11 protein-coding genes, 1 tRNA gene and 1 pseudogene are annotated in these 14,067 nt (G+C 66.4%); 5 read left to right on the forward strand and 8 right to left on the reverse strand.

Annotation, left to right across the window (positions count from 1 at the left end; translation table 11 throughout):
• Window position 1: 1 nt before the first annotated feature.
• Window positions 2-2,692: an RICIN domain-containing protein gene (locus tag ACN263_RS04760; RefSeq protein WP_422738617.1), complete on the forward strand. Its 2,691-nt coding sequence runs from the start codon at window positions 2-4 to the stop codon at window positions 2,690-2,692.
• Between the two features lie 46 nt (window positions 2,693-2,738).
• Here ACN263_RS04760 and ACN263_RS04765 read toward each other — a convergent pair whose 3' ends face one another.
• Window positions 2,739-3,860, reverse strand: a complete 1,122-nt coding sequence (locus tag ACN263_RS04765; RefSeq protein WP_422738618.1) for a DUF1996 domain-containing protein — start codon at window positions 3,858-3,860, stop codon at window positions 2,739-2,741.
• Window positions 3,861-4,084: 224 nt separating this feature from the next.
• On the opposite strand from ACN263_RS04765, the gene ACN263_RS04770 reads away from it, so the two are divergent.
• From ACN263_RS04770 to ACN263_RS04780, 3 genes and pseudogenes are all read left to right on the forward strand, one after another.
• Window positions 4,085-4,381, forward strand: coding sequence for a DUF6582 domain-containing protein (locus ACN263_RS04770; RefSeq protein WP_422738619.1), 297 nt, complete (start codon window positions 4,085-4,087; stop codon window positions 4,379-4,381).
• Window positions 4,382-4,447: 66 nt separating this feature from the next.
• Window positions 4,448-4,523, forward strand: a tRNA-Lys gene (locus ACN263_RS04775).
• Window positions 4,524-5,066: 543 nt separating this feature from the next.
• Window positions 5,067-5,126 (forward strand): annotated as a pseudogene (locus ACN263_RS04780) (MarR family transcriptional regulator); the annotation flags it as partial.
• A gap of 828 nt (window positions 5,127-5,954) precedes the next feature.
• Here the strand turns inward: ACN263_RS04780 and ACN263_RS04785 are convergent.
• Window positions 5,955-6,989: a DUF4238 domain-containing protein gene (locus ACN263_RS04785; protein WP_422738620.1), complete on the reverse strand. Its 1,035-nt coding sequence runs from the start codon at window positions 6,987-6,989 to the stop codon at window positions 5,955-5,957.
• 216 nt (window positions 6,990-7,205) lie between these two features.
• On the reverse strand, window positions 7,206-9,083 hold the full coding sequence (locus ACN263_RS04790) for a helix-turn-helix domain-containing protein (protein ID WP_422738621.1): 1,878 nt from the start codon (window positions 9,081-9,083) through the stop codon (window positions 7,206-7,208).
• A gap of 390 nt (window positions 9,084-9,473) precedes the next feature.
• Here ACN263_RS04790 and ACN263_RS04795 point away from each other — a divergent pair, with 390 nt between their 5' ends.
• Window positions 9,474-10,352: an adenylate/guanylate cyclase domain-containing protein gene (locus ACN263_RS04795; protein ID WP_422738622.1), complete on the forward strand. Its 879-nt coding sequence runs from the start codon at window positions 9,474-9,476 to the stop codon at window positions 10,350-10,352.
• A gap of 24 nt (window positions 10,353-10,376) precedes the next feature.
• Here the strand turns inward: ACN263_RS04795 and ACN263_RS04800 are convergent, their stop codons facing one another.
• From ACN263_RS04800 to ACN263_RS04820, 5 genes are read right to left on the reverse strand one after another with little or no spacing between them, the layout of a single operon-like run.
• Window positions 10,377-11,285 carry a phosphotransferase enzyme family protein gene (locus tag ACN263_RS04800; RefSeq protein WP_422738623.1) on the reverse strand — a complete coding sequence of 303 codons (909 nt, stop codon included), beginning with the start codon at window positions 11,283-11,285 and terminating at the stop codon, window positions 10,377-10,379.
• On the reverse strand, window positions 11,278-11,931 hold the full coding sequence (locus ACN263_RS04805; RefSeq protein WP_422738624.1) for a histidine phosphatase family protein: 654 nt from the start codon (window positions 11,929-11,931) through the stop codon (window positions 11,278-11,280). The genes ACN263_RS04800 and ACN263_RS04805 overlap by 8 nt, the downstream gene beginning before the upstream one ends.
• A gap of 13 nt (window positions 11,932-11,944) precedes the next feature.
• The gene (locus ACN263_RS04810) at window positions 11,945-12,688 is read right to left on the reverse strand and encodes a phosphotransferase (RefSeq protein WP_422738625.1); all 744 of its coding nucleotides are present in this window, start codon (window positions 12,686-12,688) and stop codon (window positions 11,945-11,947) included.
• The gene (locus ACN263_RS04815; RefSeq protein ID WP_422738626.1) at window positions 12,685-13,500 is read right to left on the reverse strand and encodes a class I SAM-dependent methyltransferase; all 816 of its coding nucleotides are present in this window, start codon (window positions 13,498-13,500) and stop codon (window positions 12,685-12,687) included. Before ACN263_RS04815 ends, ACN263_RS04810 begins: the two co-directional genes overlap by 4 nt.
• Window positions 13,501-13,524: 24 nt before the next feature.
• Entirely contained in the window at window positions 13,525-14,046 is a 522-nt protein-coding gene (locus tag ACN263_RS04820; protein ID WP_422738627.1) for a topology modulation protein, read from the reverse strand.
• Window positions 14,047-14,067: the final 21 nt, after the last annotated feature.

The following is a 14,067-nucleotide window of genomic DNA, read 5'->3' on the forward strand; positions in this document are numbered from 1 at the left end:
CGTGAGATCAGCCGTATCCACCACCCGAACGGCCCTGCTCGCGGCGGCGCTCGTCGCCGCCACGCTGCCGGCCGTGGTGATCAGTCAAACGCCGGCCTCGGCCGCGGTCCAGGCCACGTACTACGTCGCCCCGGACGGTAACGACTCCAACGCGGGCACCCAGGCGTCACCGTTCAAGACGGTGCAACGCGCCCGGGACGTCGTCCGTACTGTTAACGCGAACATGTCCGGCGACATCAACGTCTACCTGCGCGGCGGCAGATATCCGGTCACCAGCACCGTCGAGTTCGGCGCCAGCGACTCCGGCACCAACGGGTACCGGATCAGCTACGCCGCCTACCCCGGCGAGACGCCGGTCCTCGACGGCGGCGTTCCGGTCACCGGGTGGACCCAGCACAGCGGCAACATCTGGAAGGCGCCGCTGAACCGCAGCACCAAGCTGCGCACGCTCTACGTCAACGACAAGCGCGCGCAGATGGCAACCAAGACGGTCAACTCGGCGGGCTGCTACGGGACGTACAACGTCACCGCCGGTCAGGCGTCCTGGGCGTGGGAGTCGGGCTCCCAGTGCGACGGCGCGAAGTACAGCCAGAACGACTTCCCCGCCATCCCCCGCAACCAGGACGACATCGAGATCGAGACCGGCACGACCTGGACCACCGCCATCGTGGGGGTCCGTCAGGTGACCACCGACGGCTCGAACCGGGTCGCCCTGTTCCAGCAGCCGGGTGCGGCCATCGCGCAGGGCGCGTTCAACGGCAACGCCCAGATCAACGGCAGCCACAAGCTGATGAACGCGTACGAGTTCCTGGACGCGCCCGGTGAGTTCTACTTCGACAAGGGCACCCAGACGGTCTACTACTACAAGGCCAGCTCGGAGGACATGACGACCGCGTCGGTCTACGCGCCGAACAACGTCACCACCGTGCTGCGGGTCGCCGGCACCTCGACCAGCAGCCACGCGCGCAACATCACGTTCTCCGGCCTGACCGTGCAGCACTCCGACTGGAACCTGTTCAACGTCGCCGGCTCGTCCTTCAAGCAGGCGCAGCAGGGCAACCTCGGCGCGCAGGCGTACGCGAAGGGCAACTTCCACGTCTACTACTACCGCAACGTCGACGTCACGCCCGGCATCGTCCAGGTGCAGAACGCCGACGGGATCCTGCTGCAACGCAATCGGGTCCAGCACACCGGCGCGGACGGCATCAGCATGGTCAACGACGTGCAGAACTCGCAGTTGATCGGGAACTACACCAACGACGTCGCCGGTTCCGCCATCGACGTCGGTCATCCCCAGCACGTCTTCATCGGAGACGGCACGTCGAGCAACCGGGAGAAGTACCTCCCGCAGGTCGAGGGGCTGCCGAAGAACATCGAGATCAAGAACAACTACCTGTACGACAGCGCGGTGCTGTTCAACGGGCACAGCCCCATCTCGGCGTACTTCGTCGACACCCTGACGATCCAGCGCAACCGGATCGAGAAGTCCCCCTGGTCAGGCATCACGATGGGCTGGGGCTGGTGGAACTTCGACGGGTCGTCGGGCTCGATCGCGCCCAACCGGCCGACCACGACGGCGCGGAACAACACCATCAGCTACAACCACATCATCGACACGGTCCAGCGCCTCAGCGACACGGCACCCATCTACACACTGGGCAGCCAGCCCGGCACCACGATCACCAACAACTACCTCCAGGGCGTGCCCTCGGGCCACAAGTACGGACTCCACCCCGACGAGGGCTCGGCGTACATCACCTTCCGGGACAACGTCCTGAGCATCGACAAGAACGTCACCTGGATGATCAACTCCGACGACTTCGGCCGGAAGCACGACCTGAGCATCACGCAGATCTACGGCCCGATCAACAAGGTGTCGAACAAGAACCTGCCGAACAGCACGGTCGCCGACATCCTCGTCTCCTCCGACTACGTCTGGCCGGCGGCGGCGTACGGCATCGCGGCGAACTCCGGCCTGGAGGACGCCTACCGGGACATCATCCCGGCCAGCAGGTTCTCCGCGCCGAACTACGTGCTGCCCGCCAGCACGTACGTCACCAGCGCCACGGCGACGATCCCGATCCGGAGCACCGGCGACGCCACCAGGTCCGTCTGGCTGGCACCGTTGGGCACCACCACCTTCACCGCCGGGGCGACGATGACCAGGGCGAACGGTGACGCCACGTCCATCGCCGTGCCGGCGACCCAGGGCGAGTACCGCCTCTACGTCGTCGACGCCCAGGGCAACCGGTCGGCCGAGTCGACCTCCATCGTCCGGCAGCAGAGCGGCGGCGGCACCCAGCAGGGCGGGCAGCTCGTGGGCGGTCAGTCCGGCCGCTGCATCGAGGTGCCCAACTCGTCGACCACGAACGGCACCCAGGTGCAGCTCTGGGACTGCGGCAGCGGCGCCAACCAGCGGTGGACCGCCACCTCCAGCAAGCAACTGATGGTGTACGGCAACAAGTGCCTGGACGCGTCCGGAGCGGGCACGGCCAACGGCACCCAGGTCATCATCTGGGACTGCCACGGCGGCGCGAACCAGCAGTGGAACATCAACAGCAACGGCACCATCACGAACGGTCAGTCCGGGCTCTGCCTCGATGCCAACGGCGCGGCCAGCGCCAACGGCACGAAGATCATCCTCTGGTCGTGCAACGGTGGCGCCAACCAGCGGTGGACGCTGCGTAGCTGATCACCGCCGGTAACCCGGGGCCAGGCCGACACGGGCCTGGCCCCGGTTACTTCTGGTAGCCGTAGTTGTCGCAGGTCCGGCGTCCCAGGACACAGTTCTTGGTGCGCTTGTTCATGGTGTTGACGTCCCACATGACGAACGCGTCGCCGTGCATCGACGAGGCGCTCTTGCCCGCCTTGTCGGACGAGAGGTAATAGCCCGCCGGGGTGCCCTTGGCCGGGTATTGGATGTCGAAGGTGATCGCCGGGATCCGCACCGGGTGGCTGGTCGGGCAGGTGTTGCCGCTGCCGTACGCCACATGGTCCTTGTGGTTGGGGCTGTCCAGGTGCTTGCCGTCCCAGCAATCCGGGAACTGGAGCATGAAGTGCAGCGTGGCGGTCCCACCGCAGATCGGCCAGTTGCCGTTGGTGCTGCGGGCGATGCCGTCGAGGTCGCCGGGACCGTAGAAGGCGCAGTAGAACTGGCCGGTCGCGCCGCGTGGCGTCGGCTTCTTCTTCGTGGCGTCCCCGGAGATCATGCGCAGGCCGTTCGGCATGGGCATCTGGCCGGTCGAGTTCTTCGCGAGTGAGCGGTAGTAGACCCGGAAGCCGGTGGTCTCGACCGGCTTGCCGGTCGCGTTGTCATAGAGCGTGGGCACCCAGTACGCGGAGTGATCCTGGACCGGCTTGCAGGACGTGGCCGTGAACTTCGTCAGGTCCCCGGCGACGGTGTCCGCGTCGACGGCCCTGTTGCCGACGAAGGAGTGCATGTGTGACGCGCCCGGCAGACCGGGAGCGACGATCGGGTCATCCGGCAGCCGGTGGCTGTACTGGCAGTCCGCCCGGAACTCTGGAAGATCACCGACACCGGCCGGGACAGGGTCGATCTTCAGCGCCCGGTACGCGTCGGCCTGCGCCTTCCAGGCCGCACGGTCGACCGGAACCCAGCCGGTCACGGGGGTCTTCGGCGCCGCAGCGGTCGAGGGTGTCGCGCCGGTCGACGGCGTAGAGGAGACCGAAGGCGTGGCGGAGGTCGACACCGCCGGTCCGGACGACTCCGCCTGCCCGGCCGACGGCGACGGGTATCCGAGGGCGTTGGCCGCGTTCGACGGCTCGGGCTGCGCTGTGCCGTTGCCCAGGTACACGGCCCCGGCCGCGACGACGAGCACGACGGCCACCCCTGCGGCCACGCTCAGTCTCTTGTGGGTGGCCCACCCCGGGGGACGATGACGTGACGGCGGTGGGCCTTCGTACGACACGGGTCACTCCCAACGGACTGACGACAGGCTGACCCAAACGGTCACGGGCCGCCGTATGGTAGGCATTCGGCGCGCGTGCCGGACAGGGTCTTTAAACACTCTTAATCAAGCCGGTCCGGGCGTACGTCTGGACGAAAAATGGGTAATGCTGGGTGATGAAGTCGACCTGGAAGCCCCACGAGAAGCACGGCGGCCTGACCGACAAGGACAAGCGCGAGCTGCCGGAGACCGTCTTCGCCTTCCCCGGCAAGCGCAAGGAGCCGATGACCGACGCGGGTCACGTCCGCAACGCCATCGCCCGCTTCGACCAGGTGCAGGGCGTCACCGACAAGGACCGCGACCTGGCCTTCCAGAACATCCTCGCCGCCGCCAAGCACTACGGCGTCGAGGTCGCCGAGACGAACTGGAAGCAACTCGGCAAACTGCCGCACACCCCGAACCCCGCGCACTGAGCGCGGGGGCCGGCCGGTCCGAGAGACCGTTGGCGGGCGTGTTAGCGTGCTCGTCGTTGTCAGCGAGCGCCGCTAGCTCAACTGGCAGAGCAGCGGACTCTTAATCCGCGGGTTCGGGGTTCGAGTCCCTGGCGGCGCACCAACGAGAAAGGCCCTGACCTGGTGGTTCACACCGGGTCGGGGCCTTCTTCGCGTCTATGGGCGGGCATCGGTGTCTCGGTGGGTGCTCGGGAGCCGACGGACCGGGGCGACGTTGGTGGACCCGGGCGCTATAGATGGGACGCGGCGGGGTGCCGGGGAACGCCGGTCGGTGGCTGCCGGCGCGCGGGGTGGTCGGACGGCCGGATCGCGGCTGTCGATGGTTCCCGGGTTGGTTCGTCTCGTGGCTTCGGGTCGGCTCGGGTGGTGCCTCGGATGGGTTTGGCTCCGTGAGGTGGGCTGACCTTGGTGGGTTGCGGTTTGCCGGTTGTGAGTCTTTCGTCGTGGGCTCTTCGGCTGATTTGGTGAACAGTGATCATGGAAAACGTCTCACAAACCTCGTTTTGAGGGTGCGGGACTTCCGGGTGCCGCCGCGCCAGCGGGATGGCGGGGCGTCGGCGGGGTGGGGGATCATCGATGGGTGGCCGGTGGTCGTGAGCTGACACCGCGGCGGTGGCGGATCCTGTCGTTCCTGGCATTGCACGGCATGGCGACCACGAGTGACGTCGCGGTGGTGGCGGGGGTGCCGCGGTTGACGGCGCACCGGGACCTCGCCTGGCTGCACGCCGCTGGGTTGGTGGGCCGTGAGCGGGCGGCGGAGGACCGGGCCCACGCCTGGTGGTACCGGATCACCGGGGAGGGCATCGACCTGCTCAGCCGGGATCTCGTTTCATCGCGGCGGCCGGTGCCATTGCGTTTCGGTCGGCGGCACTGGGGTGCGGCGCACTACCTGCTGTTCCTGCCGCTGCTGGAGGCTTCATGGCGTGATCCGGGCCGGTGTGGGTTGTTCCAGTGGTTGACGACGTTGGACACGTCGGTGTGGCTGCGCGAGCGGGGCCTGGGACATCTGCGCGCTGACGGGTACGGGGTGTGGCTGGAGGACGGCCGGTGCTTGCGGTTCCTGGTGCACGTCGACCCGGGGCCGGTCGGTGGCGCGATCGGCGAACGGGAGCGGTCGACTGCCGGGCTCGGCGCTGTTCTGGCCGGGTACCGGCGTACTGACCCGGTCGTGCCGGTCGGCGCGGTGCTGGTCATTGCCCACGACGCCGCCCGGGAAGCCAACCTATTGGCGGACCTCATGAATCGGCCGCTGCGGGCGCTGGTCGCGGTCACCACCGCCGACCTGCTTCACCAGCGCTGGCCGCACGAGAGTGTGTGGCGGGTTTCGGCGGCCACCGCACGTCACCGGTTGATCGAAATTCCTCCTGCGGGCAAACTATGCCCGATAAGTCGAAAGTAGGCCGACCGCGGCAAGCGAATGCCGCACGGACCACCGTGGTCCGACACCCTGACAAGCAAGTCGACCGTATGGAGTATCCGCTTCTGCCGAAGAGAGTGCGTTGTTCCGGCCAATTCGCGCATAATAGTGGTCAGTTCAGGCGAAAGGGTCGGGATCTCCGCCGAGAATTTTCAGGGCCTCTGCCAAGGCTGCATCGACTATTGGCGGAAAGGACAAGGGAGTGGGCGATCCGGCGTCGTTTGCTCGAACCGCAATCCTAGGTTTCCTGATGCTGGGCCGTTGCCGTGGGAGAACGAGATATGCCGGCCATGGCATCATAGGCGGGCGCAGCAGCATGTCCCAGCAATTGCGCACTATCGCTTGGTTCACAAGGGCAGCCTGCTCAATGGTCAAGTCAGTCGGTGTGGCGGCCAGTGGCTGAATGGGAGTGATTGTGAGCAACCGCGAGGGCGTGATAGGCACGTGCACTTCGTGTAGATCCGGGAGGAGTGCCGGGCTAGAGAAGTCGAGTTCACCGGTTGCGCTGACCGTGACCACGGGAGCGTCACCTGTAACCAGCACCGGATCCGGCGAGGAGGTCAGCAGCCAGTGCATGTTGAGCAGGAGGCGCTTGATCCTGTCCGCCTCCCGAACCATGGTCCGGAGCATCGACGGAGTGTCAGTCCTGCGCATGACCTCCGGGGTGCGCTTCGCAATGTCGTGATGCATGGCAGTGAGATCCCCCCTCGTCTTCACTGCGGGATCCATCTCGATGGCACGTTGAAGCACCATGCTCGCGAAGATCAACGGGCCCATGTGGGAGTTCACGTCTTGCATCGTGCGGCGGACAGCCACCGTTCGGACCATCTGGGTCGCGACGAAAGTGGCAAGCGTGGCCCGGTCTGGGCCCGGAGGCGGAAGGACTCCGTCTCGAAGTGCGTACATGATGTCCCCGACTGGACTCTCGATGGAGCGCGAGAACCATTCCTCCAGGGAATCATCAGGTTGACCGAGTTCGCCGACATCGTAGAAATCTACTTCGACGGTTGCCTTTTTGATAGGCATACGCTCTTCCGTGCCGTTTCGATGCCGCGCTAGCAGAATGTCTTTGTCGAGCTTCTTTCTTCCGCAAAAGCCACGCAGATATAGCTTCGGCACGGTGTGGTGGTCGCGGCTAATCTGCTCAGGCATTCCCCAATTATGACAGACGTCTCGAGTCACGGCGACTTGCCGCCTCTGTGGGCGAACGAGTCCGTGAGCTCTTTCTCATGCCGCTGTCATCGCACGTCGTTCCGGTGCCGAGGCCACGGTCCGTCTACGTCTTAAACGCGGCGCCTGCCGGGCAGGCCGACGCGGTTGTGAGGCTGCCGGGGGTATAGATTGCGGTCTGTCCCGGGTGGGTCCGCATCAGTTGGACAGCAAGCCGTTCAGATCAGCGGTGAGGAAGCCCCAGCTGAGGGCCAGATCATTGAGGCTGTCGACCACCACGCGCTGGCGGGCAGCGCGGTCTGGCTCGAACGGACCGACAACGCGTAGGCCCGTCTGCGTCCGGAAAACATCGTGTGGGCCGTCGCCGAGCGGGGTGAGATCGAGGACGTCCGAAAGATTCAGCTGGCGGGCGACGCCCTCGTCCCCGGCGTCGCGCACGGCCGTTCCGGCGTGGATGTAGAAGACGACGAACGGGGGCGCCGCGTACGGCAGCCTCATGAAGTCGGGCTCCAGCGCCTCGGGCAGCGAGACTATGGTCTCCCACATCGCGACCAGAGAGTCAACGAGGTCGACGATCGACAGGCGAGAACGCATCGCTTGCATACTGCCCGGGTTCAACGGACGGTGCAGCTTCGGGAGCAGTCGAAGATTAGTGCCCAGGTCAACGGTGGCCAGGACCGACGACGGAGAACGCCAATTGCCGGTTTGCAGCACCGAGTTCGCGGTCACCACCGGCGGGCCGTCAGGCGGGGTGATCTGTGCCCGGACGTGGGAACTGATGGCTGAGTGATTGCTGTCGGGGCCGCTGGCCAGGTTCCACGCCGGCGCAACGACTTCCTCTGTGTGGCGGTGCACGACCCTGGACATGTGCGCGGCGAGGCCGGACTTAGTGAGCAGGTCGCGGTGCCTTTGCCGGACCGCGACCGGTAGCGACTGCGGCCTGTACTTCCAGCTTTGCCAGGTGACGTCGAGGACCGCACGCAGGTACAGCTCGGTGAGTTCGCCGGTCGCGAAGTTGTTGTGGTGCATCTCGAAGTCACAGCTGGTGTGCGGCCGCCACAGCAGCCGCCCACCCGGCGACACCTGGGCCAGCCGGCCGGGTCCCCACCGGCCGCCCTCCAGTTCGACCGTCTGCGCGTCGGCGCGGATCAGCAGAGAGGTGGTGGCCGGGGCCGAGGGAAGGCCGACGTTGCTGATGGTCGTCTCCGTGTCGGCGGCGTTGCCCGCCTCGCACAGGTCTTCCCAGATTTCGCCCGGAACAACCGCGCCCCCTCGGTCAGGCAACACGGTCATTACTGGACCGGGCGCGCCGTCGCGGCCGGCGAGCGGTTGGATCAGGCCGGGGCCAACCGCGGCGACCGGCTTCGTCGGGTACCCGAGGGCAGTCTGTCCGCCTCCGGCGGCGTATGCGGTGGTGAAGTTCCGGCGCTGACGTCCGGCACCTTCGCCCACCTCGGGGTGGGCAGGCTTCGGGAACGCGGGGACTGCGGCGGCGACGGCCTTGTTCAACGCGTCGATGATGTCCGCTCGTGGGCCGCCCACGGCATTCCAGCCGGTCGAGAGCAGCCGCTGAAGACCATCATGAGTCAGCCAATGGGTCGCGTCCGCATCCCGGATCGGGACACCGACCGCCGTGGGCGTCTTCCTGCCGTCGGGTCCAGGGACGACGAACGGCTTGGCCGTTTCGGGTTGCGAGGGGATGTCGATGACCAGCACACCGCGCTCGTCATCGACGGGATAGAAGTCGATGCTGAGATCACGAACGAGAGGTCGAACGCGGTCGCGGACGAGTTTGCGATACCTATCGACATCGACCAGGTGCGCCGGGACGGGCTTCAGCTCATCGATGATCTCGCGACCGTTCTCGACTCGTGTGCCGAATCCGACGAGCAGCAGCCCGCCCCGGCTGTTCGCGAACGCGGCCACGTCCTTGATCAGCTCGCCGGCGCCGGCGGGATCGTCGAGCGGGTAGACGCCGGACTTCACGTCCAGGACCGCGGACTCTGGGCTCCCGACAAACCGGTCCCAGCTGCGGGACGCCACCCATTCTCGCGCGGTCACCGCTGGGCTGCTCATGTGACCAGTGTGATCGCACCGCGTGAACTTCGACGTTTCGGGGTCAGTGCGAGAGCAGCGCCCTGCTCGGGTAGCGCATGAGGTCGGCCTGCGGGAAGCTACGTCCCCTCGTGCCGGTCTCCGCTCCAGCCAGGTAGCAGGCGGAGCGGAAAGGTGAGCATGCTTCGTGCTTAAGGGCCGTTGGATCCCCCGGATGTCGAGTCCTCGGCCGCTACCTGGAGATTGTGCGTGAGGTCCGTGATCGCTCTTCTACTATCGGCGGGCACGGCACCGGCGATGGGGGTGGGCATGATTCAAGGCGACGACGCGATGCGACTACTCTCCGTGATGTGGTAGACGTGACTCTTCGAAGGATGTCCACATCGGTTGGTGACTGCTTACGCTTTCGCCGTGACAATCGAGCAGCGCTTCCACTCGCTGGAGGATTTCCTTGCCTCCACGGTGAACCATGTCGACGGTGTCCTGGATGACGGCTGGGGCTTCGAGTTCCCGGTAAAGGGACGTGAGATTGAGGCGACCGTCTTGTTCGCCGACATCACCAGCTTTTCGACCCGCACCGTGGACATGAGCCCGGCGGCGACGTTGGTCTACGTCCAGAACTTCTTCGCGTGGATCACCGCTGAGGCTCTCCACGGGCGTCCAGGCATCGTCGACAAGTACATCGGTGACGAGGTCATGGTGGTGTTCTCGGATGAGTTCGGGTCGAAGGATCCCTTAGAAGACGCGGTCCAGGCAGCGGCGGCGATGAGCCGCCATGACGTGCATGGTTTTGGCCCTCACATCGGCATCGCGTCAGGTCGAGTCATCGTGGGCTACGCAGGCACCTCGCTGCGGTACAACGTGTCGGTCTTCGGCGCGCCGGTCGCACTGGCGGCTCGATGTGCAGGAGTAAAGCCCGCGGACACCGAGAAGGTAATTTCGTCGACGATTGTCATGCCGGCAGCCGACTGGGGCGACCGCGAGCTCGACGAGGTACTGCCCCCAGAGATGGTGGAACAGCCCGATGGTTCCCTGAAACCTGACTGGCAGCGCTTCGAATTAGTGGATCAGCGTGAAGTGCCGATGAAGGGTCTCGGCGAGGTCGCTATTCGCGAAATCCACAACACTGGCATGTGGTTTCCGACCCACTCGATCGAGAACCGCGCCCTCGACTCACTGCACGTGCTCTACGTCAACAACCGGTACTGGCCGCGCTGGGAAGCGCCTAAGACGAGCGGAGGCCCGTTCTCTCACCTGACACCGGTCGAGCCAGAGGAACTACCGGAATAACCCAGCTGCAGCGGTCTGGTGTCTTCACGACCTTTTATCGAGGTCTCCACTGCCGGCACGGAGGGGTTGAGTGCGCCCTTCACGATGATCGGAAGTCGGGGTGTCGTGGGCCGGCTCGGGACGAGCTTGAGGTATCGGCTGAGTGTTGGGATCTGCCTGTCGCGCCAAGCTCGTGAGGAAGTCGAAGTGGGCGCAGTGCTCCAGTGCCGCGTCGTCCACTGCCCTGAGCTGGCCGTACGTATGGAGGAAGCTCGCGCGTAGGTCAGTGCGGTGCGGCCATACGCGAGTCGCGAGTCGTACGAGGTCCCGGGCGGGTAGGTCATAGCGGCTGTGCTCGAAGTCGATCAGCCTAACCCCTCCGTCGTCGCCGTAGATCATGTTGCGGGGCATGAAGTCGAGGTGGCACGGAAGGGCAGGTAGCGGCGCCAAGTCTCGGAGGGCCCGCATGTGCGCGCGGACCTCGGCTCGGCGGGCTGCGGTGATGCGGTCCCCGGCCTTGTGGATCCAGTACTCGGCGCGTTCAGTGAGCCAGGCTGCCCAGTCTGGTTCGAGGCGGGGCGGTCCAGCGGCGTGCAGTGTCTTGAGTAGTTGTCCTGCCTGCTGGTAGGCCCTCTGCTCGGCCTCGGGGTGGAGATGTCGCTCGCTGAGCGGAACTCCCACTACCGCTGTGATGACGATGGCTGGTGGGTCGTCGGATGTCGCGAGCAGTCGGGGCGCCCTGTCTCCGAGAGCCGGAACCCAGGTCCTGTAGGCGTGGACTTCCTGGTGGTGTCGTTCCGGGCTGCGATGGATCTTGACAATGACATCTCCGTGGGCGGCCGTCGAGGCGCGGAGGACGCGAGTGCCAGCGTGCCCGGGGTGCGACGTGACGGGCTTGGCGTCGGCGTCGAGGAGCCGTTGGCAGAGCGCGAGGTGGACGTTGACCTCAGTCATGGTGGGCCCGGAGGTGTCGGGTGTCGTTGTGGCTGACGAGTTGCCAGATGGTGCGGCCGAAACGGTTCGTCGGTCGCTGCCACCGGGCGATGGAGGCGTGGTCGGTGACGAAGCCGAGCCGGAGGCAGGCGTTCCGAGGGAGGCCGAGGAGCAGGCTGTGGGCTGCTTCGACGGTTTCGCCGTGGGCGGCGATGAGGATTCGTTCACCTTCGTGGCGGGCGAGGATCTTCTGAAGTGCGGCGGTCGCCCGGTCGAGGTACTGGTTCCACGTCTCGGAGTCGGAAGCGTACTGGCGGTCCGGACTGTGCTGAGGCGGTCCCTGGAAGGAGGTCTTGACGTCGACCCAGGGTCGGCCGTCGGCGTCGCCGTGGTCAGGGCCGCGGAGGTCCGGGTAGATGGTGGGCGCCAAGTGCAGAGCTTGCGCGATGATCCCGGCGGTCTGGCTGACGCGGAGTCTGGGTGTGGCGTAGAAGGCGGCGTAGGTCCGGTCGGCGTGTTCGGCTGCCAGGCGGGCGGCGAGTTGCTCCGCCTGGTTCCGGCCGAGGCCGGTGAGGCCGGTGCAGCCCTGTTCGCCGCCGACGATCCCGGTGATGTTGCAGGTAGCTTCGCCGTGGCGGGCGATGGCGAGTTCGGTTGTCGGCGTCATACGTGGGTTCCTTTCAGGGTAGTTCGGTGCGGAACGGATCGGGCCAGGGACGGACGGCGGGCCACGGGTGCCGATAGCCGTTGCGGCCGAGATATCGCAGAGTCAGTAACTGGTGCAGCTCGGCGTACCGCTTCAGGTCGGCCAGGCTGCAGATCTGAGGCGCGACGGCGACGCGGTAGGCGCGCAGACAGCGAGCGATCAATCGGTCGGCCAGACGGCCGTAGGTCATGGATGCAGTGACCAGGAGACCGGCCAGGTCGTAGCCGAAGGGAGCGAGCGTCAGGTCGTCGAAGTCGACGACGGCGGCCTCATTGCTATTCGCGAGGTAGTTACGAATGTTCGGGTCCTTGTAGAACGCCGCGGGATCCCCGGTTCTGTCGAGTACGGCGTCGATGATCGATGCGTGGATGCCCGCCGCCGCGGCGGCGAGATGCAGGGCCGCCTGCCTTGGGCTGGCGAAGTCGGGGATCACGAGGCCGGTCGAGGTGATGTGAGGTCGATCGAGGCGCGCGGCCCGAAGCGCTTGCCGGTATGCGGCAGCGTGAAGGCGGCCCAGGGCTGCGGCTGCTCGCGGAAGATCTTCGACGCCGGGTACATGCCCCGACAGCCGTTCGAACACGAGATGTCGGGTACCGCAGGCGACGAGCGTGGGCAGGCGTACGCCGGAGCGCAGGCCGACCAGCCAGGCGTGGTGGGCGGCAGCGGCGGCGCAGCGTTCGGGGTCGTCGTACCGCTTGACGAAGAGATCGGCGCTCATGGCCGCACCGCCACGGCGTAGCTGACCGTCGATCGGGTCGTGTACGGCGGTGGCGCCAGCCGCTGCTGCAGGGCCGCCGCGAGGGCGGGGTTTCCGCCAGTCAGGGCGATCCGGTATTTCGGTGTGGTCGCGAGGTAGCGGGCGAGGTGCGTGGCGTCCGCGAAGTGGAAGATGTGTTCCTCGTGCTGGATGTCGAGGACGGTCAGATGGGTGGCGGTGATGGTGTGCAGGTTGCCGCTGTGGAAGCTCTCGTAGAGGCTCGGTCGGCTGGTGGCGTCCGGGTCGAGGCCGGCAGCCTGGAGCAGGCGGTCGAGTTCGGCGTAGCTGTCCAGGGACTTGGTGACCAGCGCAGCGGTGCCGCCGGGGCGTAGGCAGCGGGCGATCTCCGCTACAGCTAGATCCGGCGTCGGAGAGTGGTACAGGCAGAAGGCGGCAACCGCAGCGTCGGCCAAGCTGTCCGGCAGTGGCAGGTGGTGGAAGTCAGCGCAGACCACTGAGCCCAACGGGCCAGAGTCGCCGAGGCGGTCGCGGGTGGTGCGGAGAAGCGCGGTCGAGGCGTCGACGGCAATGAGCTGGCGGGGGCGGAGCCGGTCGGCCAGGCGCAGGGTTGTGGTGCCGCGACCGCAACCGATGTCGAGCACAGTCGCCCCGGTCGGGACCCGAGCGGCGAGTAGGCCGGCGATTGTGTCGGCGACGTCGCTTCCGCTGATCTTGGCGCGATGTAATGCCTTAGTGCGGTCGGCGAGCCGGCCGTTGCCCCGGTAGAGGTCACCGTGGACCAGCGTGGGGTCAAGAAACGGGTTAGCCGACATCCGCCGCCTCCCGTTTCGCTGCGGTCAGGCCACGGGCTGATGCCCTTCGCGGACGCGTTTGATCAGTTGGGCGGCCTGACGGCGGCTGGTGAGGGTGATCAGGTGGACGTGTGGTCCGTGTTCTCGGATGAGGTTCTGCACTCGCGGGCGCATGGTGCGCCGGTAGCCGAGGATGTAGCGGATGAAGTTCCAGGTGATGCGGTCGTAGACGCCGTCCTGGTGGTGTTGTCCGCCCCGATAGCGCCAGCGGCGCTGGGCGATGCCCCATAGGCAGGCTCTGGCGGGCAGGTCGAGGAAGATCACAGTGTCCGCGGTGGCAAGCCGGATCGGCAGGGTACCGGCGTAGTTGCCCTCGATGATCCATCGTTCGCCAGCGACGAGTTTCTCCTGCTGGGCAGCGAACTCGTCCTGCGGTAAGGGGTTCCAGTGCTTGTCGTAGTAGGTCGCGTCGAGGTGGGTCAACGGCGCGTCGAGGATCCTCGCCAGCTGGCGTGCGACGGTGGACTTGCCGCTGCCGCCGCAGCCGATGATCGCGATCCTGTCCATGGTTCTCCAGGGTAAGGGTGT

The organism is Micromonospora sp. WMMD729 (assembly GCF_049315225.1).
Taxonomy (GTDB): Bacteria; Actinomycetota; Actinomycetes; order Mycobacteriales; family Micromonosporaceae; genus Micromonospora.

Excerpts from the sequence above, each read along its gene's own strand:
- ACN263_RS04800 (WP_422738623.1), bottom strand. The coding sequence starts at position 11,285 with ATGACTGAGGTCAACGTCCACCTCGCGCTCTGCCAACGGCTCCTCGAC.
- ACN263_RS04805 (WP_422738624.1), bottom strand. The coding sequence starts at position 11,931 with ATGACGCCGACAACCGAACTCGCCATCGCCCGCCACGGCGAAGCTACC.
- ACN263_RS04820 (WP_422738627.1), bottom strand. The coding sequence starts at position 14,046 with ATGGACAGGATCGCGATCATCGGCTGCGGCGGCAGCGGCAAGTCCACC.
- ACN263_RS04770 (WP_422738619.1), top strand. The coding sequence starts at position 4,085 with ATGAAGTCGACCTGGAAGCCCCACGAGAAGCACGGCGGCCTGACCGAC.
- ACN263_RS04785 (WP_422738620.1), bottom strand. The coding sequence starts at position 6,989 with ATGCCTGAGCAGATTAGCCGCGACCACCACACCGTGCCGAAGCTATAT.
- ACN263_RS04810 (WP_422738625.1), bottom strand. The coding sequence starts at position 12,688 with ATGAGCGCCGATCTCTTCGTCAAGCGGTACGACGACCCCGAACGCTGC.
- ACN263_RS04815 (WP_422738626.1), bottom strand. The coding sequence starts at position 13,500 with ATGTCGGCTAACCCGTTTCTTGACCCCACGCTGGTCCACGGTGACCTC.
- ACN263_RS04790 (WP_422738621.1), bottom strand. The coding sequence starts at position 9,083 with ATGAGCAGCCCAGCGGTGACCGCGCGAGAATGGGTGGCGTCCCGCAGC.